This is a genomic window from Rickettsia tillamookensis, from assembly GCF_016743795.2.
Classification (GTDB): domain Bacteria; phylum Pseudomonadota; class Alphaproteobacteria; order Rickettsiales; family Rickettsiaceae; genus Rickettsia; species Rickettsia tillamookensis.
On record NZ_CP060138.2, the window covers coordinates 919,573 to 943,399 of the forward strand.

Below are 23,827 nucleotides of genomic sequence, written 5' to 3' on the forward strand. Positions count from 1 at the left end.
TTGAGTAGCAACTACTAACTCTGCTTGCTTTACATAATTAGCTTTAATATTTTCTCTCTATCTAAATGCTTATCTTCTCTTACTTCTAAAGTTTCTTTTCCGACATTATAAGCAACAGCTGATAAAGAAAGTGCAGCAAGACCAAGTCCAACTGGCGTCGGGTTAAGGGCTAACGACACCATGACACCACCAATTTTTGCCGTACGTTTTACTGCCTTACTCCCCAATGTTTTATATGTTGTCTCTAATACATTTACTGCCCTTTCAGCACCCGGTAAAGTTTTTATTTTATCAAGCACCTTATCGACAACACCGGGGCTTGGTGCACCTTTTTCTTTAATTTTTGCACCTTGCTGAAGTTTATCAACCGGATCATAAGCTTTTGCTACTTTTTCTCCAACGTTAATTACTCCTTCTACTATATGAGTAGGATTAGCGATAACTTTACTACCCTCCTTTACCACTTCGATTGCTACTCCACTTGCAGCGATTCCGGCACGAGCGACTCTAGCACCGTAAAGTGCCGTATCCTCTTTCAGCGTTCTTTTTCCTGCCGGCTTATTTTGCGATTGCCGTTCCCGTGGAGGCTCAGAAGCTTTTGTTTGTACTACTTCTAAAGGCTCTACTCTTTCAGGGGTATTTATTGAAGATTTAAGCTTATTATCTTCTGCTGCATTTTTTACTCCTTCTTCAGGAGTATTAATAGATGATTTACTGCTTAAATTTTCTTTACTCATGAATATCTCATAAAATTATATATCATTGTCGTCCCGTGGCTTGACCACGGGATCCAAAAACAATTAAAAAAGACTGGATCCCGTGGAGGGGCCACGGGATGACATATTATCTCTTCCCCATCGCATAGTTAGTAATCAAGGTTTTTACAGGTTTAAAATTATTTATCGCCTTAAATCCTATTTGTCTTAAACATCTTAAATTTTTGGAATAATTTGAAAAAATATTATTTAACTCATCAGTCAGCTTATACATAATAAAATTATCCTCTTGCCTTAGCTTTTGATATTCTTGTAATGTACCATTATTACTAACAATTATACTCAAAGTCTCTATATCCTTTATACCCTGATTAAGCCCCTGTCCTGCTAAAGGATGTACTGTGTGAGCAGTGTCGGCAATAAGCACTATCTTATTATGAAAATATCTATTTGCTATACGAGCTTTTAGCGGAAAACTACTAATCTCACTATCAATAGTAACTTTACCTAGGGAATTACCAGCATTTCTTTGAGTTAAAAATCTAACTTCTTCTACGGGCAAATTAACAATTAAAGCAGCCTGATCAGGAGAAGTCGACCATATTACGGATGAAGTATATTGATCTTTTAAAGGCAGCAAAGCAAAAGGACCAAGCGGCAGGAAATGCTCCATAGCACAATTTTCATGCGGCTTTTCATGCTTAATATTAAATGTAAGGGCAGTTTGATAAGGTTTCTCAATTTCATTAGCAAAGTAATGAGACCTCACTTTTGAATTTGCTCCGTCACATATAATTAATAAGTTACATTTAATTTGTTCGTCATCAAATTTTATAATCGAGTAGTCATTATGACTTATAACTTCTTGATATTGTTTATTATCAATTAATGTTATCAATGGATTATTAGTTACTTTTGATAATAATATTTTTTTAAAATCGCTATTTTGAACTACATAGCCGAGCAAACTATCATCATCATTTCGTAAGTCTAATATCTCGGATGCTTTATTGTCGACTACATATACATCTTGCATTCCTGCAACACATTCTTCCAAATCTTTCCATATATCAATAGAGGATAAGAAATTTTTAGAATGCGGCGTTAAAGCAGTCGTTCTTATATCTTTAAAAAACTCCGGGCTTTTTACCGATTTACTCTCAAATATAGTAGTTTCTATGCCTTTTTTTGCAAAAGAAAGAGCAGTTAGCATACCGCTAAGACCACAACCTAAAATGATCGTATTAATCTGTTTTGTTTCTATTGGAGTCATGTATAAAATATTTTAAATAACCGTTTGTTGCTATAAAGCTTAAAAGAAAGTAAATAATTGCTATATCCAAATATGAACTATTTCCTGAATACAGCCCTAAGCAACAAATAAACAAGCTAATAATAGCCGTAAAACTGTTTAGAATTAATAGCTTAGTAAAAATATCCGTTTTTCTGATAAATAGGTAGGTTATTAAGCAAATAAATAATGAAATAATAATTAGAAAGATGTTAAGCATAATTTTTAAAATTGGTTTTTCCGTCATTGCGAGAAGAATTACAAAGTAATTCGATGAAGCAATCTCAGGATTTTTGCACGAGATTGCCACGTTGCTTCGCTCCTCGCAATGACGATTTGGTATCAACACATCATCATTATATATAATCCCTTACAATCTTACAAACTGCAAATAAAATTAATTAAAATTCCTTAAATAATTTTAATATTATGTAATCTAAGAGGCCATCAGTAAATAAATTTTAACTGGTGGTCTCTAGGCCAACCTTTACATTATAAATAGCTATTGTGACAAAAATGTTATAAAAAAATGTTGCTTTCTTTTACATTCGGCATTAACGTATATATTTAGGTTCTTACATACGATTTCTAAAAAGATTTAATTTTGGCTATTTTGTGCTGCAAATTATAAGATTTTCTTGAAATATGAATAACTAATTCTTTCAAAAATCTTATTAATTTTTGCTAAAAAATATCGTAAAACTAGTAAATCAATTAGAAATTGTACGCAAGAACCTAGTATTAATATTTTTAAGGTAAATTGTAATGTCACAACTAGATGTTTTAATAGTAGACGATGAAGAGAGTATACGAAATCTCATTGCTGCAAATTTGAAAGATGAAGGTTTCAATCCTAAGGTTGCCGCTAATAGTACTCAAGCCCTTAAAATACTTTCCGAAAAACCGGTCTCTGCAGTTATACTTGATATTTGGCTTCAAGGAAGCGAAATTGACGGGCTTGGGATTTTAGAGATAATTAAAAAACGCTATCCTTTAATGCCGGTAATAATTATTAGCGGTCACGGTACTATAGAAACAGCAGTAAATGCTATAAAAATGGGTGCTTACGATTATATAGAAAAACCTTTTAATAATGATAAATTAGTTATTTTACTTAAAAGAGCTTGCGAAGTAACAAAGTTAAAACGCGAAAATATAGATTTAAAATCAAAAGTTATAGATAAAACTGAATTAGTAGGTGGATGTTCGGTAACTTTAAAATATAAAATGGAAATAGAAAAGGCAGCTAGCTCTAGCAGTCGTATAATGATTCACGGTAAAGTCGGTAGTGGTAAAGAACTTGCAGCAAGGTTAATTCATAAACAATCTAAAAGAGTTAATAATCCATTCATTATTTTTAGCCCTACCTGTATGACTACGGAAAAAATCAATCAAGAATTATTCGGCGAATCGGAAAAGCAGGAAAATAATACCAAACGCCCTACTATCTTAGAATTTGCCAATAACGGTACTTTATATATAGATGAGGTCAGCAATATTCCTATTCCTATCCAGGTGAAATTATTAAAATTCCTTAAAGACCAAACTATTACAAAACCTTGTGGAAAAAATATTAAAGTTGATATAAAAATTATCACCGGTACTTCTAAAAATATTCAAGATGAAGTTAATAACGGCAAATTCCTAGAAGATCTATATTATCGCCTTAATGTATCCTCTCTAAAAGTACCTTCATTATATGAGAGAAAAGAAGATATACCGCTACTCGTTAAATATTTTGTTAAGCAACTTTCAAAATTTTCAGGTTTAAAAGAACGTAACTTTGCTGATGAAACTATCGCTGCTCTTCAATCCTATGAATGGCCTGGTAATATTAGACAATTACGTAATGTAGTTGAATGGACTTTAATTATGAATCCATTAACTACAGGTAATAATGAAATTATCAAACCTTATATGATACCTTCCGAAATATTAGCAAATAGTGCTAATCTCACAAAACTTGAAGATAGTTTTGATATGTTATCTATGCCTCTTAGAGAAGCTAGAGAAGTTTTTGAACGTCAATATCTATCGGCACAAATGAGTCGTTTTAATAATAATATTTCAAAAACATCCTCATTTGTCGGTATGGAAAGATCGGCTTTGCATCGTAAATTAAAATTATTAAGCTTACATATACCTCCTACAAATAGAATAAATGAAGAAGAATATGAGGAAGCAAATGCTTAAAGTCATATCAATAATTACTATTTATTTGTTATTAAGCAGCTGCTCCGAATCTACTCGTGATGCGAATGGATTACTTACGGATAACCAAAGCACGGTAATTCGGAATTATATAATATCGCAAAATTCTAAAAACCTTAAAGTGAACCTTAAAGAGAAGTTCGGTTCAAATTTAAAAGGAGTCAAATTAATAGGAGTAAAGCTAATAAATGAAGATTTATCAGGAATAGATTTAACTTCCTGCGAAATATTACGTGCTGATTTTGCAGGTAGTAATTTAGAAAAAGCTATACTTACAAATGCTATAATTCAAGAAAGTAATTTTGCAGATTCAGTAATAAAAAATATTTCCGGGTATAATTCTGACTTTCAAGGTTCAATTTTTAACAATATAACATTACAAAATACAAATTTTGTTCAATCAAATTTTAGCGATACTGCTTTTAATAAAACTACTATAATAAATGTTAACTTTGAAAATTCTAAATTTAGTCATGTATTATGGAGCAATAGCACTATCGACGGTGTTAATTTTCAAAAAACTAACCTAAAGAATAATAGCTTTAAAAATACTAATATAACAAATTCAATATTTTACGGTACGGATTTAGAAAAAAGTGTAATAAATAATACCAATTTTACTAATAATTATTTTGAATCTAGCGACCTAAGTCAAACTAAATTAACAGCAGTAATAATTAAGGATTCTAACTTCACACAAAGTATTTTTAATGAAGTAAACTTTAATAACGTACAAAGTAATAACTCTTTCTTTTCATACGCTTCCTTTCAAGATTCAACATTACAGAATATTAGCCTTACTAAATGCGATTTACAAAATAGTACAATTAGTAGTTCAGTTTTAAATCATTTTAAAATCGATAATGCTATATTAAATAATATGAGTCTAAACGATAACAAATTTAATAATTTATCAATAAAAAATAGTAATGCTAATTTTGTAAGGATTAATAAAACTAAAGGCTCAAATATTACTTTAGATAATATAAGCTATACTAATAATATTTTTAGCAATAATGATTTTAAACAATTTATAGTGATTAATACTGACTTAAACAGCAGTGAAATAATAAACTCAAATATAACTAACGGACAATTTAATAATGTAAATTTTTCTAAATCTTTAATACAAAACGTAAATTTTTCAGATGTTAAAATTACTTTAGGTAATTTAAACCAAGTAGCTCTAATAAATTCTAATCTAACAAATACTACGGTTATTAACTCCGTCCTTTCTAATTCACAAATAAATAATATTAACTACCAAGCATATTCCGGTTTTATTAATACTAATGTTTCTAATAATATTATTTTAAATAACGATAATTCGAGCAAAATTCCACCAAATAATATAGTAATAAATTCGGTAAAAGATTTGCAAAAAATAACTAACTTAACAAATATAAATTTAACAAATCTTGACTTAAGTAGTTTAGTATTTAATGGAACAGATTTTTCAAATAGTATCTTTAAAAATGCTAATTTAACAAATACGGTAATAAAAAATTCTATTTTAAAAGAGGCTAATTTTTCTGCAGCAATACTTACTAAAACAGATTTTTCAAACTCAATATTAACAGATAGCATATTTAAATCAGCTAAAATTGATCAGGCGGGCTTTAGTAACTCTGACCTAACAAATGCCGATTTTACCGAAGCAACAATTAAAGATACTTCATTTGATAAGGCTAAGACAAACGGAATGAAAGGAGTGGATAATCCTAATTAAAGTTAGAATTATTAATTATGAGAATAATTAATAAAAACTTTAGGATATTTGGAGGCTATTTTTAATAAAGATATAGCGGAGCCGGTAGGTTTGCGTCTTCCTTGTTCCCATTCTTGTAATGTTCTTACATTAACTCCCATAAGTACGGCAAAAGCTGATTGAGAGAGATGTAAGTGTTTTCTGATATCCACTATATCTTCTTTTGTCTCTATTTTCTTTATTTGTCCTTTTCCTAATTTTATATCTTGAATCGATTGCAAAATTTCAGCTCCAATATCTCTTTTTACGTTCATAAACCCAATTCCTCTTTTATTTTTTTTAAAACAGAAGCTGGAATATTTTCAGCTTCATTTTTTGTATATATGGTTAATAACCATATCTGTTCTTCTTTACTTTTATAATAATAAATTATACGAACCCCACTACGTTTTCCCCGCCCTTTAGCCATCCAGCGTATTTTTCTAAGTCCACCACTACCTATTATAACATCTCCTGATTTAGGATGTAGTGACAAGTGCCATTGAAAATTTGCATACTCATCATCTGTAAAATATGAATTCAATAATTTATTAAATAAAGGGGATTCTATATATTCCATATAAACATTATACGTCAGTGACGTATAATGTCAATAATATCTCTACAGAAAAATATTGGTATATTTACCTTTGGTGGCTCTTTAAAGATTTTCCTTTATTAGTAGGAGTATTAGACGGTGTAAATGAATTATTATTTATAAAAGCAGTAGGACTGTGCTTCTTCATTCTATTAATAATTCGTTGTTGTTTAAGATTATTTATCTTTTGTCTTCCGGCTATCCTTATAGATTTAGTAATTTTAGCAGTTTCTACAAATATCTCCTTAGGAGTTTGTAGCTGATCAATTTGCTCATAATGTTTTTTAAGAAACTCTTCTTTTATTTTTGGCTTTACTCCTTTCAAATCAACATATGTTTTATATAACTTCTTTAATTTTATTTTAGATTCTTTTATTTGTTGCTTGGAAGATTTTTGAGGAAGTGATTTAATCGAATTAACAAGACTACTACCTATTTCTTTTATAATATTAACTGCAGGCGAAGCTATTTTCTTTATTCCTTCATAAATTTTACCAAGCCCATTAGCAATAACATCTAATATTTTAGGCTCATATTCTTTAGATACAGGAGGTGTATCTCTAATAATATCTCTAGCTTCAATTAGATTATTAGCTAAATTAAATAATGCTTTTTTTTCCTTTAAATCAGTAGATCGCTTAGCATATGAACTAGTTATATCTGCCTGAGCATCTATAGTATCGGTAATTATTGATTTAGTATCATTAAAAGAAAGATTTATAGATGTTTTGTTTCGTGTTATAGGACTATCTTCTCTTAATTTATCTAGCCTATCACGTATTTCTTGGTCTTTTTGAGCATTGAGAGCTTTACTTTTTTGCTCTAGTTTAACCTCGGATTGTATCTTCTCAACTAGCTTATCTACCTCATCATCGGATTTTTTTGTGGGGATATAAGGTCTATCTTGGAGCTTTGCAAACCTTTCTTCTAATTCTTCGAGCGATGGAGGAGTACCTTTAAGTTTTGCTAGTCTTTCCTCTAAGTCTTTTATTATTTGATCGTCCTGCTTTTTCTTAGACATGTTATTACCATAAATATTATTCGCAACTATTAATAACACAAAATACTAACAAAAATAAAGTATTTTTTAATATGAGAGAAATACAAAAATATAAACTATCATCAAGAATGATCACCGGCAATATTATTATTATCTAAACTTGCACCTGCTATTGTAGTACCACTATTTTCGTGAGTTAAATAAGATACTCTAGCATCCCAAATTGCTTGAACTTCAGGAGTTGAGGAGTTATAAGTATTAATAAAATCGTTACCTTGAGCGGTGATGTATAAATTCTCAAGCTTTTTTATGGGTAACAGAAAATCTTTAAGTTCCGGCACATTATACGAATACGATAATTCAGGTATACATACATTGTGCTTAAGAAGAAATTTAGCCATTTCTATAAAGTTCAACTGAACAACAAACAACCAAGCAGTTTTTACCTGTCCTACACAGTTAAATTCAGCATTAATATCTGCCCCTTTTTGCAGTAAAAACTCTACAGCTTTAATGCTATCGCTTTCAACGGCTGAATGAAAAGGCGTTTTAGCATTTTCAGAAGCTCTTTGATCTACGGTAAAAACATTATTATCAAATAAGTAATTTATAATATCTAAAGATCCTTTTCTTGCAGCAATATTAAGTATAGTAACTTCTTCACCAAATTCTTCTATTACAAAATATGGATTACCTCCATTTTCAATAAAATACTTTATTACAGGTAACAAATCATAATAAGCAGCCCTTTCTACTAGTGATTCTACTTCTTTGGTATTATAAATGTGTTTAAATTCTAATAATTCTTCTTCGGATAAATTGTGTTGTTCTTTATATAATTCTAAAAATAATTCTTTTAATTCTTCTTCAGATAAATTATGCTTTTTTTTATATAATTCTAAAAATGACTCTTTTAATTCTTCTTCAAATAAATTATGCTTTTTTTTATATAATTCTAAAAATGACTCTTTTAATTCTTCTTCAAATAAATTGCGGTTTTCTTCGTATAATTTAAAATATAACTTCTTTAACTCTTCTGCAGATAAATTGTGTTCTTTATAAACTTCTAAAAATAACTCTTCTAATTGTCTATTGGATAAATTATATTTTTCTTTATAAAGCTCTGAAAAGAACCATTCTAATTCTTTTTCAGATACATTATATTTTTCTCTACACGATTTAAAAAGTAACTCCGTTAATTCTTTTGCAAATAAATTGTATCTTTCTTTATAACATTTCAAAAACAACTTTGTTTCTTCTTCTTGCGTTAATTCTTCTAGCATATTTTACCCTAATTTAATTTTAAATATTTTTAAATAAATTATGGTAAAAATCAATTTAAATTTTTAATGTATTATAAATAAAGAGTAGGTATACGAAGCTCAATTTGGAAAAGAGCAAGGCTATTTTTTCTTTTTTAACCACTCCCTAACTTCATCAGTAGTATAAGTTTTAAAATCAAGGGCGTTAATTCTTTGTAAAGCAATTTCAGCGTCTTCCAAATCTTTTTGTATTTTTAAGTGATCTTTTCTTAATTTTATATCTTGAATTGATTGCAAAATTTCAGCCCCAATATCTCTTTTTGCGTCCATAAACCTACCTATTCATTTTTAGCTTATTTATTGAATTATATCATATAGTTTACAAATACTTATCCAGCACGTCTGACATGATTTTACGAGCTATGGGGGCGGCGGCTTTACTACCTCCTCCTCCGTGGTCAACAAAGACGGTAACGGAATAACGAGGATCGTGATAAGGTGCGAAGCCTAAGAACAAGGCATGATTACGCCTCTCCCAGGCAATAGAGTCACGGCTTAAATCGTCTTTAGCATTTAGTTTGCCTTGTACTTGAGAAGTACCGGTTTTACCGGCAAGCTGCCTATTTTCACCTAAAATTCTATTATAATACGCCGTACCTCCCGCAACATTAACGGTATTATACAAACTTTCTTGTATAATTTTGATATTTTCAGGCTTAATATTGACATTATAAAATTCCGGATCATTTTTTAATATTCTAGGCGTATATAGCTTACCGTTGCTTGCAATAGCCGTAATAAATCTTGCAAGCTGCATCGGCGTTACTCCTAAAAATCCTTGCCCGATTGCTAAATTAAAACTATCCCCTATTGACCAAGGAAGTTTTAATTTTTTCTTTTTCCACTCTTTGGACGGTACAAATCCGCTACTTTCAGGAGCTAAATCAATACCGGTTTTTGAACCAAGACCAAATTCTCTTGCAACTTCAAGAATTTTATCCGGACCTACTATTCTGGCTAACTCATACATATAAATATTACAGGAATGCTTTAAAGCAGACATCATATCTACCGTCCCGTGTCCGCTATGATTCCAACATCTAAAGCTATTAGTACCAAGAGCAGAACTACCGTCGCAAAAAACGGTTTTATTAGGATTAATACCTACTTCAAGGGCTGCAAGTACGGTAATTATTTTAAAAACCGAACCTGGGGGATACGAGCTTTGTATTACCTTATTAATTAAAGGCTTATAAGGATCGCTCATTAAACTTTGCCAATAATTTTCTGATAATTTACTGAAATTATTTGATTCAAAACCTGGTGTGGAAGCACAAATTAGTATGCTCCCGGTTCTAGTATCCATAACTATTGCCGAAGAACCTTTAGGATTTAAATATTGCTGGATATTTTCCTGAAGAGAGGCATCGATATTTAAATACATGTCTTCACCCGATTTAGTAGGAGTTCCTGCTATCTCTCTTACCTGTTTACCATAAGCATTTACTTCTACTTTTTTATAACCGAATTCACCTCGTAATTTATTATCGTAATATTTTTCGATACCGGATTTACCAATATTAAAGTCACTTAAGCTATGTATATTTAACTCTTGCTTCTCTTGTTCATTTATTTGACCTAGATAACCGATTAAATGAGAAGTAGTGCTTGAAAAAGGATAAAACCTTAAATATCCTATATCGATAAATATTGAAGCCAGCTTATGCTTTTGTTCTTCAATCATCGATACTTGCTGCCAATCAAGCTGATCAAGTATTATTAAAGGAGTATGAAGACTAGATTTTTTAATTTTTTGCTTAATATAATTATATTTTTCCGGAGATAAATTTAGAATATTACTAATTATTTCTAATTCATCACGATAATTATTATTAATGCTCCTATCTATTACTAGCTGATAACATGGTTTATTAGTAGCTAAAATATTGCCGTCTAAATCGTAAATCCTTCCTCTAGTCGGCGGGAGTACCACGAAATTAATACGATTCTTATCCGATAAAGTCTTATATTCTTCACTTTTAATAAGCTGTAAATAAAACATTCTTATTCCAAGCAACGATAAAAATCCGAGTTTACCGAGTCCAATTATAAAGGCCCTTCGTGAAATTAACTCACCATGTAGTATTTTTTTATTTAGCATACTTTTTAAAGTAATTCATAGGGGAGTCAATTATAAGACGAACTATATTATAAGAAAATATAGTTGTTAAAAATTGAAAGAAAATTATTAAATATCCCTCTGCTTCTAGCTTCTTGATTGTTATTAGTAAATATTTTAAATTCAATATAAATAAACAATAAACACAAAAAACAACAAAATTTATCAAATAGTTTTTAGCTATAAAAAATTTTGAAGAGAGTTTATATATTATATATGCCGACAAAAAAACTAACGAATTTGTACCGATAGGCATACCGCTTACTTGATCTATAAATAAACCGAGAAAAAATATGCTAAAAATATTTAAGGAATATAACGACATAAAATAATAAATAAATATAATTTCCATCGCTGGAAAAATTCTGCTTTGAATATTTATTTTATAACTCACTAACGGAAATAATATTATAAAAAAACATAGCAAAGCAAACAGCAATTTTAATATTATTTGTAAGCTATTTTTATATATTTCCTGTTTTATCTTTAACATATATTATCTTATTTTTTGTCATTGCGAGCAGCATTGTTACGTGGTTCGGTAAACCTCATTTGTCACCCCGTGGCTTGACCACGGGGTCTATAAAAACAATAAAAAATACTAATAATTTTAGTATTTTTAACTGGATCCCGTGGTCAAGCAACGGGATGACAGAGGTAAAATTGATCCACCCAACAACCATACTCGCCCTGTACAAAATATAAATTAATTTTCTATTTTGTACAGTTTTAAAAGTTGGTATACTTCGACACAACTTCAAAAAGAGCAAGGAGTCCATAAGACGAGGAGCGGAGCGTATACTTAATACGTGAGCACCGTAGTACTTGTAGGACGACGTAGCCAATTTTTGAAGTTCTATCTAAGTAGACTCTACAATAACTCACAGCAACTAGGGTTAGGTCTTTTATCATCGCCGCTAAGTTCCAACTCGTCTTGTTCATCAGAACTTGTGACGAAAAAAAGCAGTTGTTTTGATATAATTTTATTTCTTGTTAACTTAGGATTAAAAGCATGAAGACGCTTGATAATGGTAGTGCTATTAGGCTTATTCGCTGTATTTTTATTTTTTGACATAAAAACCTCTTTTTTAGCTTATACACTCCAAGCGGATAGACGAGTATACTTCAAGTAAATGAAGAGTATAGACGAAGATCAACTTCAAAAAGAGCAAGGAATCCACAAGACGAGGAGCGGAGCGTATACTTAATACGTGAGCACCGCAGTACTTGTAGGATGACGTAGCCAATTTTTGAAGTTCATCGAGTATATATTTTAGCTCTCTTCTTCATTTTGCTCTATCGGCTCTAAACCATATAAAGATATCATACGCTCAAAAACTCTACCGGCAGTAGGGGCAGCCGTCCAGCTTGCCGTTGCAAAGCCAAAGCTTTCTTTAGTTGGTTTTGGCTCATCAAATCTAATAAAAATAACATATTGCGGGTTAGATGCAGGTAGCACTCCTAAAAACGATGAAGCTCTACTATTTTTTAGATATTTCTTTTTCCCCCCTGCACCTTGCGAAAGCTTTTCTGCCGTACCGGTCTTACCGCCGATAAGATAGCCTTTGACCTCTGCTCTTTTACCGTTACCTTCTTTTACTACCGATCTAAATAATTTCTTCATTTGGGTAGAGGTATTTTCACTAAAAACTTTTGTACCTATTACTTTTTCATCCTTTCTTTTTAATAAAGTAAGATCATATAAAGTACCACCGTTAACGACCGGTAACATTGCTCTAACAAAATGCAAAGGACTAATCGAAATGCCGTAGCCGTACGACATAGTAACACTAGTTAACTCATTCCATCTTTTCTCGGAAGGAAATAACGGAGTACCTCGTTCAGGTAATTCTATTTGTAACTGATCTAATAGACCTAATTTCTTTAGGTATTTTTTAAAATTGCTTTTACCGATTTCAAGCATAATTTGACTTGTGCCGATATTTGAAGAATATAGAAAAATCTCAGGCACACTATGCCACCCTTGCCTTGGTGTATAATCCTTAAGCTGGAATCCTCCTACTTTCATATAGCTTATATCATAAGCATCATTCATATTTATTGCACCGGTATCAAAACCAACTGCCATAGTTAATGCCTTAAACACCGAACCCATTTCGTAAATGCCGAGACTTGCTATATTAAACAGCTCTTCCGGTTTGGCTAAACTCGGATGATGAGGATCGAAATCAGGCTTATTTACTAATGCTAAAATCTCACCATTATTTGGATCGGCAATAATGCCTACTGCTCCTATGGCCTTAAATTGCTTTAAAGTTTTATCAATCTCTTCACTTAAAATACTTTGTAATCTGATATCAATAGATAATTGAAGCGGTTCTTTCCGATTCTTTGGTTCGTTTAATTCATAATCGGAATTAGTTAAATATTTATCGTAAGCTAGTTCTAAACCACTAAGCCCTACCGAGTCTCTACCTACATAACCGACAACATGCGACAATAAATTAGAAAAGGTATAAATTCGTTTCTGCTCTTCTTCAAATTCAAAACCAAGTAACCCAAGGCTAGTTATTTTTTCCTGCTGGCTAGGTAATAAATCCCTTTTTACCCATATAAAGCTTTTATTTGACTTAAGTTCCGCAAGTAATTTAGCTTTATTAATATCAGGTAGAATTTCTGCTAGCTTTTTTACGGAAGCTTCAGGATCGAGAACTATTTGTGGATTAGCGAATAATGAGGCAGAAGGTAGGTTAACTGCTAATAAATTACCGTTTCGATCAACTATTTCTTTTCTAAATTGATGATTTTTTTTAAAGGAATTAATATTTTTATCGTAAACATTCGTAGCAACGATTATCAATCGGTAAGATAAAGTACAAAAAAGAAAAGAAAAGCCACAAATAACCATTAATAATCGGATTTTTGTATTTTTACTACAAACATTCCAAATTATCAGACTTTTAATTGCAGGTTTCCATTTTTCTAAAATATGTTTCATATATTATTTATAATGACATTTATAAAAGCCATACAACAATCCTACTACGATACGAAGATCAACTTCAAAAAGAGCAAGGAGTTCACAAGTCGAGGAGCGGCAGCAGTTACTTAATACGTGAGCACCACAGAACTTGTAGAACGACGTAGCCAATTTTTGAAGTTCATCGAGTATCCTTCGTTCTACTCGAAACAGTCTGTATATACTTATTATTTGTAATTCTTTTGTAACGCCATTTACTACTCTTTGAAATACTAATATTATGATTAAATTTAATATTTTGATCGATATTTGGTCCTAATGGATCTTTTATCATTTGATAAGATTTAATTGTTTCTAATTTTAAATAAGCTGCCGCAAGTTTTTCCAATCTAGCCGGCAAAAGTAGATAAGCTTGCTCTGCTTTTAAAATATGAATATTATTATTCTCACTATTTATCTGTTTTACAACGCTACTTAATTGATAATCAAGGGTTGAGACTCGCTCCTTTATGCTAAACAAACTACATATTGCTATAATTGTTATCAATAATGTTAAATAGTGAAACTTTCTTATAGTCATAATCAATTTTTAATTTGCTCGTAATAAATAAACAATCAGTAGACGAGTATACTTTTTGCAGCTCGAAGTTTTGCCGACCTTGCTCTAATATTTATCCCTACTTCTTTATCTGACGGTGCTAGAGCTTTATTAGTAATAATCTTAAGCCATTTATCCGGATCAATTGCTATATCGTCTTTAGCATATTTCGACCTTGCTACCGGCTTTTCCGAATTTTCTTTAAAGAAATTCTTAACTATCCTGTCTTCTAAAGAGTGAAAAGACACCACAACTAAACGTCCGTCTTTCTTTAATATATTTTTTACATTCGCTAAAAACCGCTCTAACTCTCCAAGCTCATCGTTTATATAAATCCTAATGGCTTGAAAGGTTTTAGTTGCAGGATCAATTTTGCCTTTTCTAAATCCTATACTACTTCTAACAATCTCAGCTAACTTACCTGTACTATCAATTCTTGTCGTTTTTCTATATTCCACAATTCTCTTAGCAATTCTTCGTGAAAAGCTCTCATCACCGTATTTGTAAATTACGTCGGCTAGCTCTTTTTCCTCTGCAATATTTACAAACTCCTCGGCACTAAACCCTTGCCTGCTCATTCGCATATCGAGTGGTCCGTCATGTAAAAACGAAAATCCTCTATCTGCTATATCTAACTGCATTGATGAAACGCCTAAATCCAGCACTATTCCATCAAATTTTTTTTCCTTAAGCTTTGTAAAACTATCCGCAAAATTCGTTTCTATAAAATCGAATCTCTCAACGTAATTTTGCTTAATTTCTTCAGCTCTTTTAATTACATTCGGATCACGATCCAAAGCTGTGACATAACAGTTACAGCTTTCCAATATTGCTTTGCTATATCCTCCTGCTCCAAACGTACAATCTAGATAAGACTCACCGTCTTTTGGAGCTAAATTTGCTAGCATTTCATTTAGCATTACCGGTATATGTGGCTGCTGCATCAATTTGCATTCCTTAGAGTTAACCGCTTTTCATGAGCAATTTTTTGAGCAGAATTTAAATATTTCTCAAAATTCTGAGGCTGCCAAATCTCAAAAATCACTCCTTTACCTACAAAACATGCTTGCTCTTCGATACCAGCATGCTTCATTAAAGATTGCGGTAATATTACTCTTCCCTCCCCATCAAACGAAAGCTGCACGGCTTCCCCGAATATCATAGTCTCAAAGGCATCACGCTCCTCAGAATAAGGATCAAGAGTTTCGATCATCTGTCTTAATTTCTCAATATGCGAAATACCGCACGCCTCTATACAATTATTCCTAATAGACGGATAAGCAATCACACCGTTAAATAATTCTTTCCCTAATACCGCACGGTAATTCGCCGGCACTGACACCCTACTCTTTTTATCAACGCCATTTACATACTTAGATAAAAATACATTCATTGGTATAATTTGGGTTAATTTGGGATTTTATGGTAATTTATAGGATATTATAGGAATATAACGTAGTCAAGCGTTTTTAACAGATAGGAGTTAAATTATTAACTTGTGTCTTTATTTTCATTGCGAACTAGCATTGGTCTTGTTACATGGCTCAGTTTTTTGTTGTCATCCCGTGATTTATTACGGGATCCAGTTAAAAATACTAATAATATTAGTATTTTTAGCTGTTTTACTGGATACCGTGGACAAGCCACGGTATGACACCCAGCAAGTTTTTCGAGTCATGCAACAATGCTTTCAGTCGCTCGCAATGACGTCTTTCAATATCCACACAACAAAGCTTAGATTTACCTTGTAAATTTATATTGCTTAATATATTAATTTAGTTTTAATAATAAGAGCGAGGGTTTTATGTTTAGTGGTTTCAGAACATTTACAAAAGGAGGAGCAAGCGGTTATCTCACTGAGGACTTTAAAAGCGAGTACTATAAAAGCTATGTTAGAAAGATTATTAATATTGAAGATATTTTAGCCTTATCTTCTCCTATTATAGTGGATGTTTTATTTGATGCAGTTAACCAACACAAACCCAGTAGCAATCCTTATAATCTCAAACTTCTTCTTGAAAAAGCTTTTGCTCAAAAAAATATCAATCCTAATACTCAATATGACGGTACCCCTCTTCTAAATTTTGCGATACATTCTTATGATATAACTAAATTCTTACTAGAGAAAGGAGCTAATCCTAATATTCCTGACACATTTGGGTATACTGCTCTACATAAGGTAATTACTGCATATAGTATAACAGAGCAAAATCGTATAATAGTAACAGAGCTTCTGCTGCAAAAAGGCGCTTTAACAGAGTTAAAAAATTCGTATAATTGGACGGTTATTCAATTAGCCGTTAGTGAAAAACATATAGAAATAGTTAAATTACTTGCACGATATGGTTCTGATCTTGGTGTAATAACCCCATATTTTAATAGTATTAATTCAAATAAAAATTTAATAGAGCTAGTATCAAAAAAACAACCTAAATTAAAAGCTTTCTTAAAACTTGCTATAGCATGCAAAGATAATAATTTTAGCATAATAGACGATTCAGTTACTACTAAGGACATACAAGAATTTACAAATTGGAAAATGTCAATATTACCTAAAAACAAAAAATCCAAGCTTTTTCCTCAGCACTCAAATGAATTATATAACCTTAAAAATTTTCTAGAAACTAAAGCAGAATTTATAGAAAACAAAACTATAGAAAAAATAGAAAATACTACGGATTACTGCTTTAAGTTACAATATTTATTAACATCTAAAATTGCTGAAAATCCTGAAAAATTTAAAACAAAATTTGATCAGTTATCTCCAGATTTAGTTCAAAAAATCGAAGATTATAAAATTGAATTAACTGGGGCGATAGATAAAACAAACGCTATGTAGCTTTTTCTTACATATCTTAATTACAATAATTTAAAATAAATAAAGGTTAATCATGCCACAATTTGAATGTATAGCAACGCTACTTAGATCACTTGGAAGTTATCAACCTAACTTTCCTTTACCTTATTTGTTTAATATTGGTAACAAGCTATTTACTTCCGTACCCTATCATGTATTTATGAAAGATAATACTACTAATACCCTTATAGATTTTGAAGAATGTGAAGACAACACAAATTATAGAATTTATAACTGGGCAAGAATTTTAATGAGAAAATGTCCGGAAGAAGCTAAACATACCATTAACTCTATAATAAAAGACGGACACAAAATAAGCTTTATATTTAATGATAGTTTTGAAATATTCTCAAATAATACGATTTCTATTTTCGGCGAGCTATACGATGTTATCGGAAATATAATAAAAGATTCAAATATACCGGCTTTTATAGGTTTTAATACTACTGAAGATTGTATTATTAATGCTAACTTTGAAACTAATTTAAGAAACTTTACTTCATATGCTTTAGGACCAACAATACATACTGCCGGATTTATGATGTTCGATAAAGAAGAGTCAAACATGCCATCCGACAATTCTTCAATTACTTCAACATTTTTATCGTTTACTAAAGACGGAGTATTAACAATTTGTTGTGTAATTTTTGCTATATTAGCTATTTTAAAAATACAAGAATATTGTAAAAATAGTAAAAAAACCTTAGACCAAGCTAATGATAACACTTATATACCAATGGAGCTATTAAGTAAAAAAGAAAATAAGTTTGTGGAGCATCAAGATAATATATATCAATATAATCCTGATAAAGATATTTATGAAAAATATAGTACTACCATTTTAGGTTCTGCATCAGAAGTTTAAATTAATTATAGTATATTAAAAAATAATAACCTATAGTGAATGTCATTTAAAAACTTAACCTAATTTATGCTTAAAATACCTATAGATAATGTTATTGTATTCATATATCTAATATCTATTCTACTAATTGGTATATATTACCGAGCTAAACATAGTAGTTTTAAGAACTATGCAAATGTCGAAAGTAAAGCGAAAAATAGTAAGCTATTATTAGTAGCTACCATATTTGCAAGCTCTGTCGGAGGTGCTACCACTTTTGGCATTATGGAAAAGGTTTTTTTAGGACATGAATATTATGCCTATGCTTTGATGCTTGAAATACCTATAGATATATTAATTGCGATCTATATAGTGCCTTTAATTGCCAAACATTACGGAGCTGAAAGCATCGGCGATATCCTGAGTACATATTACGGTAACATCGGTCGTTTTATAGGCGGTGTTAGCTCAGTCATTGTTTCAGTGGGGTTTTTGGCTGCTCAAATAAGCGTAAGCGGCTATATTTTTCAATATATCTTAGAAATAAATTATTTAAATGGAGTAATTTTAAGTTATAGTATAGTACTTATATATACTACAATAGGCGGCTTACAATCTATTGTTTTTACTAATTTACTACAATTTTTGGCGATGATAATCGCTATACCGACCATAACTTTTATAAGTTTAAATAAAGTCGGTTTTATAGATTTTATCGGTAATTTATCAAGCACGAATTTTGATCAAACTAACCTACTTTCTTATACGATCGCAGCAGCTTTAAGCTTTAGCGTCATGAATCTATATCCTACATTTATCCAAAGAGCTTTAATTAATAAAAATCCTACACAAACAACTAAAGCAATATATGCAAAATCCGCTATATATTTTTTCTTCTTGATTTGCATTACTTTAAACGGTTTAATTGCTTATAAGCTTTATCCAAACCAACCGTCAAATTTAGTATTACCTTATTTAATTAATCAAATCATTCCGCCTTTAATTCAAGGGGTAGTAATGAGCGGACTCTTAGCTGCCGTTATGTCTACTGCTGATTCTGATTTAAACGTTACTTCTATAGCTATTGTTAAAGATATAATCAATCCTATTTTTAAGGTTAAAAATCAGCAAAAATTATTATTAATTGCCCGGATTATTAATATTATAATAGGAAGTTTTGCAATAATTGTAGCCTTAAAATTTAGTAACGTAATTGACTTAGTAGTGTTCTTCACTGGTTTCTGGGGACCGGTAATATTAGTACCATTAATAACAACGCTTTTTGGTATCAGAACATCTAAAACCATAATGGTCTTATCATCGCTTGGCGGAGCAGCTACTTTCTTAATATGGGAATATTATTCTTTATCATTACAATATTTCAACCTTAGAGGAGTATTTATAGGAACAATGGTGAGCCTTGTGGTATTTATTCTAGGACGATATTATTCTAGGTTCTTGCAAAGAAAAGTTACATAAAAACAAATTATCTATTTACTTGAAACCTTACTACTTATATATTAACTTAAGGTTAAGTAATTAAATTATGAGGATTTTATGTCTAAGCACGATATTGATATTACCACCCCAGAGGATAATAATATAGAAGATGATGATTTAAAGGCTATTATTGATAAAATGGCAACTAATACGGTAATGCCTATTAATGTAGAAGAAGTGCATTTAGAAAGAATTAAATGTTCTCAATTTATTAAAAATCTCTGTTATATACCTGATATTCTTGCTTTAGAAATAGACGATAGATTAAAACTGCGGCATCTTGAGTTAGATATTTCAGCTCAACAAAATAAAAATTATGAACCTACATTAGGAGGTGATGTAAGCGAAGAGCTTCTTAATTTAAATGAATTATGATAATTTTATTCTGACAACTCTAATTTAATATAATATCTCGTACCCTTAAGGTCTCCGGTTTTAATAAATGCTTGCATTTCTATTAATTCTTGAAGATCTCTTGTGGCGGTAGCTTTGGAAGTTTTAGTAATATTTATATAATTCTTAGCACTTAAACCACCTTTAAAACCTTCTACTCCTTCTTCAAAGATTCTTTTAACTACTTTTTCTTGTCTTATATTTAATACATTCTTAAATTTATCGTAAAATTTTGTTTTGTTTATTAAAAACTCTATATTACGCAAGGTATAATCTTGAGCTTTAATTATTGTTTCAACAAAATATAATATCCAATCCGTAATTTCTAAGTTTTTATTATTACGTTCTAAAGCATTATAATATAATTTCTTTTCCTCATTTATTACATGCGATAAAGCTATTAATATAGGTTGTCCTATATTTTGACATAACATTTTTATAGTAATAATTCTTCCTATTCTTCCGTTACCGTCTTCAAACGGATGTATAGACTCAAAATAAAGATGGGCTATAGAAGCCTTAGTAAGTGGAGGAATATTATCTTTAGTATTATTATACCATTTTATAAACCTATCCATTTCTTTTGGAACGATATCGAACGGCGGTGCTTCAAAATGAACTGTAGGGTCATAAGGTTTACCTGATACTATCTGCATAGGCTCTGCGTGAGTACGATATTTTCCTATAGCACCTAAATCTCTTCTTCCATTAGTTAGCATTTCGTGCCATTGACACAAACAATCATGACTTAAGGGCTGCTTATACGAATAATACATATCAGCAAGCAATTCAGAAATACCGTTTTCTGCAGGCGATGCTTTCCTATTATCCGTTGCTATATTAAAATAACGTTTTATAGAAGATTGTACACTAGCTCTGTTTAAATATTCGCCCTCAATTTCAGAAGTATTTAATGCTTCATCACTTGCAAGCATAACAATTAAGTTATTTTGATCTGCTTCTGAAAGATATTTAGCTGCCCCTAAAAGAATACCACTATTTTTAACAAAATTTTTCTCTAAATCTAATATATGTTTCTGATTATATTTAAAGTTAGGCCAATCCTTATGATGCCAATTCCATATCATGAGCTATAAATATTTATTTTATAACTCATATTATACCATAATTATGAGTTATAAAGTTAGTTTTTTCTATGTGAAACTGATATTTAAAACAATTATTGCTATTACGTACATAATATGGTACAGTTGAGTATACAACTTTTTTAGAGATAATATTGTGGCTATTTACACAAGTTCGCAAGCACGGGCTAAATTATTTACTCTTATTGATGAGACAAATAAAACTCATGAACCTATTTATATAAAGGGAAAACGTAATAATGCGGTAATTATATCAGAACAAGACTACGAAGGATTGCAAGAGACTTTGGCTATTTATTCTGTACCTGGATTAGTAAAAAGAATTCTTGAAGCTAGTAAAGAACCGTTAGAAGAATGTATTAGCCATGAAGAATTTTGGAAAAAATGAAATATACTCTGATATATAATAAAAAAGCATTAGCTGACAAAGATAAATTAACTGCAGCTAAGTTAGCTTATAAAGCAGAAAATTTATGTAAATCCTTAACAATAAATTCAACGCCATTAAATAGTAAAAAACTTTATCGTGATTTAGTTGGTAAACGTTCTATAAGAATTAACTTACAACATAGATTGGTTTATGAAATATTAGAGGATAAAAAAATTATAAAAATACTTAGCATGTGGGGACATTATGAGTAATTATTCATCAGCTCTTATGCAATGTTCTAAAAATCATCTCGGCAAGTGACTTGTTAATACCGTTTACTTTAGTAAGCTCATCTATTGTTGCATCACATACTGCTTTATAAGAACCGAAATAGTGCAGCAATGCCTTTTTACGAGTTTCACCTATTCCCTCTATATCGTCAAGGCTTGATATCTTTATAGCACGTGACTTACCTAGTCTATGATTCTTTATGGCGAAATTATGAGCTTCATCTCGTAAGATTTGTAAATATTTCATAATCGGCAAATTTTTATCCAAAGTAAATACTTCTTTACCTATCATATGGAACTGCTCAAGACCGGCATTTCTATCTACTCCTTTTGACATACAAGCAAAAGGGATATTCATCTCAAATTTATCCATTACCTCTTTAACGACGCTTAAATGTCCTTTGCCACCATCTATAATCATCAAGCTTGGCAATTTATGCGGCTCATTCTTAAGTCTAGTTAATCTTCGTGTTAAAACTTGCCGAAGCATTTCATAATCGTCACCTTTTATGTCATCCCCTGTACTGGATCCCGTGGAGGGGCCACGGGATGACAATGTAGCAGCAGTAGATGACAATGAGAAAACCCGATATTCCTTTTTATCAAAACCGGCTTTACCGGCAACTACCATAACGCCGACTGCAAACTTACCTTGAATATGGCTATTATCATAAATCTCAATTCTTTCAGGAATTTCAGAAAGACCGAATAGCTCTTTGATTTCAAGCATAATCTCTTGATTTTTTGCAAATTTCTTCAAATATTGCTCTAGAGAGAATAAAGCATTTATTGCGGCATTTTGAACTATCTTGGCTTTACCGCCGCTAATAGGTATCATAATATTGAGTTTAGTAATATTATTGATTTTCTTAATCGCCTCTATTACATTCTCTTTATCATTAATTTCATGATTAATTATAATTTCTGCAGGCACTTGTTGTTTTTGGTAAAATTGTAATAAAAAATATTCTAATACTTCTTCTTTAGTACTATTTTCGGTAGAAGTAGGAAAATAAGGAATATTACCACATGCTTGCCCTGCCCTATATAAAAACACTTCTACACAATAATGTCCGTTCTTTTCTACAATAGCGATTATATCTGCGTCTTTAACAATATCTGAAACACCTGCCTTAAGCTGCACATAACTAAGTGCCTTAATACGGTCTCTAATTTCTGCCGCCTCTTCAAAACGCATCTGACTACTTAGCTCTTCCATCTTTTTAGATAGGTTCTCTTGGAGTTCTTTAGTACGGCCTTGTAAGAAAGCTTTAACCTGAGCTACTAAGTCCCTATAGTCCTCCTTATTTATTTTACCGACGCAAGGAGCATAACAACGTTTTATTTCATATTGTAAACAAGGACGAGTACGTGAATTAAAGTAATTATCCGTGCAGGAACGTAATTTAAAGATTTTTTGCAATTCCGTTAAAGTAGTATTAACTTCCGTGGGCGAGGCAAAAGGACCGAAAAACTTTCCGTCATTTAGAGTTTTACCTCGATATTTTAGCAATTGCGGAAAATCATGATCTAAACGTAACTTAATGAAAGGAAAAGACTTGTCGTCCTTAAGAAGAATATTAAATTTCGGCTGAAATTTCTTGATTAGCTGTGCTTCTAAAAGTAGTGCTTCAACTTCGGAATTAGTGATGCTGTACTCTAAAAAACAAGTATTTGCAATCATTCGAAGCGTCTTGTTATCTAAATCGCTTTTAATGTAATTAGTAAGGCGTTTCTTTAAATTTTTAGCTTTACCGACATAGATAACCTGCTTGTTAACGTCAAACATTCGATAAACCCCGCAGCGTTCAGGAGCATCTATAAGTTTAGATTTAATTAACTCACTTCCGGTAATTTCTTGGGTCATATTGTTTAGCCTATCGTCATTGCGAGAAGGCGTTGTTGCGTGGACCAGTTTTTTCCG

General features: G+C 31.1%; 25 protein-coding genes and 1 pseudogene. 8 read left to right on the forward strand and 18 right to left on the reverse strand.

The window, feature by feature from the left end:
* Positions 1-29: 29 nt before the first annotated feature.
* The 4 genes and pseudogenes from H6P87_RS04475 to H6P87_RS04490 form a co-directional block, all read right to left on the reverse strand.
* Positions 30-464, reverse strand: coding sequence for a hypothetical protein (locus H6P87_RS04475; protein ID WP_246437758.1), 435 nt, complete (start codon positions 462-464; stop codon positions 30-32).
* An 8-nt stretch (positions 465-472) separates the two neighbouring features.
* Positions 473-737: pseudogene (locus tag H6P87_RS04480) on the reverse strand (hypothetical protein).
* A 106-nt stretch (positions 738-843) separates the two neighbouring features.
* Positions 844-1,989, reverse strand: a complete 1,146-nt coding sequence (gene ubiH / locus H6P87_RS04485) for a 2-octaprenyl-6-methoxyphenyl hydroxylase (RefSeq protein WP_202068567.1) — start codon at positions 1,987-1,989, stop codon at positions 844-846.
* Complete coding sequence (locus H6P87_RS04490; RefSeq protein ID WP_202068577.1) at positions 1,961-2,227, reverse strand: monovalent cation/H+ antiporter complex subunit F; 267 nt, start codon at positions 2,225-2,227, stop codon at positions 1,961-1,963. The genes ubiH and H6P87_RS04490 overlap by 29 nt, the downstream gene beginning before the upstream one ends.
* Before the next feature lie 545 nt (positions 2,228-2,772).
* Between H6P87_RS04490 and H6P87_RS04495 the strand changes: the two genes are divergently transcribed.
* A complete protein-coding gene (locus H6P87_RS04495; RefSeq protein ID WP_011271221.1) occupies positions 2,773-4,200 on the forward strand; it encodes a sigma-54-dependent transcriptional regulator in 1,428 nt (475 codons plus the stop codon).
* Positions 4,193-5,947: a pentapeptide repeat-containing protein gene (locus H6P87_RS04500; protein WP_202068586.1), complete on the forward strand. Its 1,755-nt coding sequence runs from the start codon at positions 4,193-4,195 to the stop codon at positions 5,945-5,947. Before H6P87_RS04495 ends, H6P87_RS04500 begins: the two co-directional genes overlap by 8 nt.
* 11 nt (positions 5,948-5,958) lie before the next feature.
* Here H6P87_RS04500 and H6P87_RS04505 read toward each other — a convergent pair whose 3' ends face one another.
* The 12 genes from H6P87_RS04505 to mraZ all read right to left on the reverse strand — a co-directional run bounded on the left by H6P87_RS04505 (position 5,959) and on the right by mraZ (position 15,936).
* Entirely contained in the window at positions 5,959-6,240 is a 282-nt protein-coding gene (locus tag H6P87_RS04505; RefSeq protein WP_202068593.1) for a helix-turn-helix domain-containing protein, read from the reverse strand.
* The gene (locus H6P87_RS04510; RefSeq protein ID WP_202068595.1) at positions 6,237-6,545 is read right to left on the reverse strand and encodes a transcriptional regulator; all 309 of its coding nucleotides are present in this window, start codon (positions 6,543-6,545) and stop codon (positions 6,237-6,239) included. Before H6P87_RS04510 ends, H6P87_RS04505 begins: the two co-directional genes overlap by 4 nt.
* Before the next feature lie 64 nt (positions 6,546-6,609).
* Entirely contained in the window at positions 6,610-7,584 is a 975-nt protein-coding gene (locus H6P87_RS04515; protein WP_202070131.1) for a hypothetical protein, read from the reverse strand.
* Positions 7,585-7,685: 101 nt separating this feature from the next.
* On the reverse strand, positions 7,686-8,846 hold the full coding sequence (locus H6P87_RS04520) for an ankyrin repeat domain-containing protein (protein ID WP_202068597.1): 1,161 nt from the start codon (positions 8,844-8,846) through the stop codon (positions 7,686-7,688).
* A gap of 120 nt (positions 8,847-8,966) precedes the next feature.
* The gene (locus H6P87_RS04525; RefSeq protein WP_202068598.1) at positions 8,967-9,155 is read right to left on the reverse strand and encodes a hypothetical protein; all 189 of its coding nucleotides are present in this window, start codon (positions 9,153-9,155) and stop codon (positions 8,967-8,969) included.
* Between the two features lie 49 nt (positions 9,156-9,204).
* Positions 9,205-10,986, reverse strand: a complete 1,782-nt coding sequence (gene mrdA / locus H6P87_RS04530) for a penicillin-binding protein 2 (RefSeq protein WP_202068606.1) — start codon at positions 10,984-10,986, stop codon at positions 9,205-9,207.
* Positions 10,976-11,497 (reverse strand): hypothetical protein, encoded by a 522-nt coding sequence (locus tag H6P87_RS04535; protein ID WP_202068612.1) that lies wholly within the window; start codon positions 11,495-11,497, stop codon positions 10,976-10,978. The genes mrdA and H6P87_RS04535 overlap by 11 nt, the downstream gene beginning before the upstream one ends.
* 378 nt (positions 11,498-11,875) lie before the next feature.
* Complete coding sequence (locus H6P87_RS04540) at positions 11,876-12,079, reverse strand: hypothetical protein (RefSeq protein ID WP_202068614.1); 204 nt, start codon at positions 12,077-12,079, stop codon at positions 11,876-11,878.
* Between the two features lie 198 nt (positions 12,080-12,277).
* Complete coding sequence (locus H6P87_RS04545; RefSeq protein WP_202068616.1) at positions 12,278-13,963, reverse strand: peptidoglycan D,D-transpeptidase FtsI family protein; 1,686 nt, start codon at positions 13,961-13,963, stop codon at positions 12,278-12,280.
* Between the two features lie 163 nt (positions 13,964-14,126).
* Entirely contained in the window at positions 14,127-14,525 is a 399-nt protein-coding gene (gene ftsL, locus H6P87_RS04550; protein ID WP_202068618.1) for a cell division protein FtsL, read from the reverse strand.
* A 35-nt stretch (positions 14,526-14,560) separates the two neighbouring features.
* Positions 14,561-15,487, reverse strand: a complete 927-nt coding sequence (rsmH, locus tag H6P87_RS04555) for a 16S rRNA (cytosine(1402)-N(4))-methyltransferase RsmH (protein WP_202068623.1) — start codon at positions 15,485-15,487, stop codon at positions 14,561-14,563.
* Positions 15,487-15,936: a division/cell wall cluster transcriptional repressor MraZ gene (gene mraZ, locus H6P87_RS04560; RefSeq protein ID WP_040255907.1), complete on the reverse strand. Its 450-nt coding sequence runs from the start codon at positions 15,934-15,936 to the stop codon at positions 15,487-15,489. Before mraZ ends, rsmH begins: the two co-directional genes overlap by 1 nt.
* 411 nt (positions 15,937-16,347) lie before the next feature.
* Here mraZ and H6P87_RS04565 point away from each other — a divergent pair, with 411 nt between their 5' ends.
* The 4 genes from H6P87_RS04565 to H6P87_RS04580 all read left to right on the forward strand — a co-directional run bounded on the left by H6P87_RS04565 (position 16,348) and on the right by H6P87_RS04580 (position 20,119).
* A complete protein-coding gene (locus H6P87_RS04565) occupies positions 16,348-17,382 on the forward strand; it encodes an ankyrin repeat domain-containing protein (protein ID WP_202068625.1) in 1,035 nt (344 codons plus the stop codon).
* Between the two features lie 52 nt (positions 17,383-17,434).
* The gene (locus tag H6P87_RS04570) at positions 17,435-18,265 is read left to right on the forward strand and encodes a hypothetical protein (RefSeq protein ID WP_202068627.1); all 831 of its coding nucleotides are present in this window, start codon (positions 17,435-17,437) and stop codon (positions 18,263-18,265) included.
* Positions 18,266-18,331: 66 nt separating this feature from the next.
* Complete coding sequence (locus tag H6P87_RS04575; RefSeq protein WP_202068629.1) at positions 18,332-19,723, forward strand: sodium:solute symporter family protein; 1,392 nt, start codon at positions 18,332-18,334, stop codon at positions 19,721-19,723.
* A gap of 78 nt (positions 19,724-19,801) precedes the next feature.
* A complete protein-coding gene (locus H6P87_RS04580; RefSeq protein WP_202068631.1) occupies positions 19,802-20,119 on the forward strand; it encodes a hypothetical protein in 318 nt (105 codons plus the stop codon).
* A gap of 5 nt (positions 20,120-20,124) precedes the next feature.
* On the opposite strand, the gene H6P87_RS04585 is transcribed toward H6P87_RS04580, so the two are convergent.
* On the reverse strand, positions 20,125-21,225 hold the full coding sequence (locus tag H6P87_RS04585; protein WP_202068632.1) for a Fic family protein: 1,101 nt from the start codon (positions 21,223-21,225) through the stop codon (positions 20,125-20,127).
* Between the two features lie 154 nt (positions 21,226-21,379).
* Here H6P87_RS04585 and H6P87_RS04590 point away from each other — a divergent pair, with 154 nt between their 5' ends.
* Complete coding sequence (locus tag H6P87_RS04590) at positions 21,380-21,631, forward strand: type II toxin-antitoxin system Phd/YefM family antitoxin (RefSeq protein WP_202068634.1); 252 nt, start codon at positions 21,380-21,382, stop codon at positions 21,629-21,631.
* A complete protein-coding gene (locus H6P87_RS04595; RefSeq protein ID WP_202068642.1) occupies positions 21,628-21,885 on the forward strand; it encodes a type II toxin-antitoxin system RelE/ParE family toxin in 258 nt (85 codons plus the stop codon). Before H6P87_RS04590 ends, H6P87_RS04595 begins: the two co-directional genes overlap by 4 nt.
* A gap of 7 nt (positions 21,886-21,892) precedes the next feature.
* Here H6P87_RS04595 and uvrC read toward each other — a convergent pair whose 3' ends face one another.
* A complete protein-coding gene (gene uvrC, locus H6P87_RS04600) occupies positions 21,893-23,770 on the reverse strand; it encodes an excinuclease ABC subunit UvrC (protein WP_202068644.1) in 1,878 nt (625 codons plus the stop codon).
* Positions 23,771-23,827 lie beyond the last annotated feature (57 nt).

Coding starts and splice junctions, on each gene's coding strand:
- uvrC (WP_202068644.1), bottom strand. CDS start 23,770: ATGACCCAAGAAATTACCGGAAGTGAGTTAATTAAATCTAAACTTATA.
- H6P87_RS04515 (WP_202070131.1), bottom strand. CDS start 7,584: ATGTCTAAGAAAAAGCAGGACGATCAAATAATAAAAGACTTAGAGGAA.
- H6P87_RS04495 (WP_011271221.1), top strand. CDS start 2,773: ATGTCACAACTAGATGTTTTAATAGTAGACGATGAAGAGAGTATACGA.
- mraZ (WP_040255907.1), bottom strand. CDS start 15,936: ATGAATGTATTTTTATCTAAGTATGTAAATGGCGTTGATAAAAAGAGT.
- H6P87_RS04575 (WP_202068629.1), top strand. CDS start 18,332: ATGCTTAAAATACCTATAGATAATGTTATTGTATTCATATATCTAATA.
- ubiH (WP_202068567.1), bottom strand. CDS start 1,989: ATGACTCCAATAGAAACAAAACAGATTAATACGATCATTTTAGGTTGT.
- H6P87_RS04540 (WP_202068614.1), bottom strand. CDS start 12,079: ATGTCAAAAAATAAAAATACAGCGAATAAGCCTAATAGCACTACCATT.
- mrdA (WP_202068606.1), bottom strand. CDS start 10,986: ATGCTAAATAAAAAAATACTACATGGTGAGTTAATTTCACGAAGGGCC.
- H6P87_RS04525 (WP_202068598.1), bottom strand. CDS start 9,155: ATGGACGCAAAAAGAGATATTGGGGCTGAAATTTTGCAATCAATTCAA.
- H6P87_RS04580 (WP_202068631.1), top strand. CDS start 19,802: ATGTCTAAGCACGATATTGATATTACCACCCCAGAGGATAATAATATA.
- ftsL (WP_202068618.1), bottom strand. CDS start 14,525: ATGACTATAAGAAAGTTTCACTATTTAACATTATTGATAACAATTATA.
- H6P87_RS04585 (WP_202068632.1), bottom strand. CDS start 21,225: ATGATATGGAATTGGCATCATAAGGATTGGCCTAACTTTAAATATAAT.
- H6P87_RS04595 (WP_202068642.1), top strand. CDS start 21,628: ATGAAATATACTCTGATATATAATAAAAAAGCATTAGCTGACAAAGAT.
- H6P87_RS04510 (WP_202068595.1), bottom strand. CDS start 6,545: ATGGAATATATAGAATCCCCTTTATTTAATAAATTATTGAATTCATAT.
- rsmH (WP_202068623.1), bottom strand. CDS start 15,487: ATGCAGCAGCCACATATACCGGTAATGCTAAATGAAATGCTAGCAAAT.
- H6P87_RS04505 (WP_202068593.1), bottom strand. CDS start 6,240: ATGAACGTAAAAAGAGATATTGGAGCTGAAATTTTGCAATCGATTCAA.
- H6P87_RS04570 (WP_202068627.1), top strand. CDS start 17,435: ATGCCACAATTTGAATGTATAGCAACGCTACTTAGATCACTTGGAAGT.
- H6P87_RS04535 (WP_202068612.1), bottom strand. CDS start 11,497: ATGTTAAAGATAAAACAGGAAATATATAAAAATAGCTTACAAATAATA.
- H6P87_RS04545 (WP_202068616.1), bottom strand. CDS start 13,963: ATGAAACATATTTTAGAAAAATGGAAACCTGCAATTAAAAGTCTGATA.
- H6P87_RS04490 (WP_202068577.1), bottom strand. CDS start 2,227: ATGCTTAACATCTTTCTAATTATTATTTCATTATTTATTTGCTTAATA.
- H6P87_RS04565 (WP_202068625.1), top strand. CDS start 16,348: ATGTTTAGTGGTTTCAGAACATTTACAAAAGGAGGAGCAAGCGGTTAT.
- H6P87_RS04520 (WP_202068597.1), bottom strand. CDS start 8,846: ATGCTAGAAGAATTAACGCAAGAAGAAGAAACAAAGTTGTTTTTGAAA.
- H6P87_RS04500 (WP_202068586.1), top strand. CDS start 4,193: ATGCTTAAAGTCATATCAATAATTACTATTTATTTGTTATTAAGCAGC.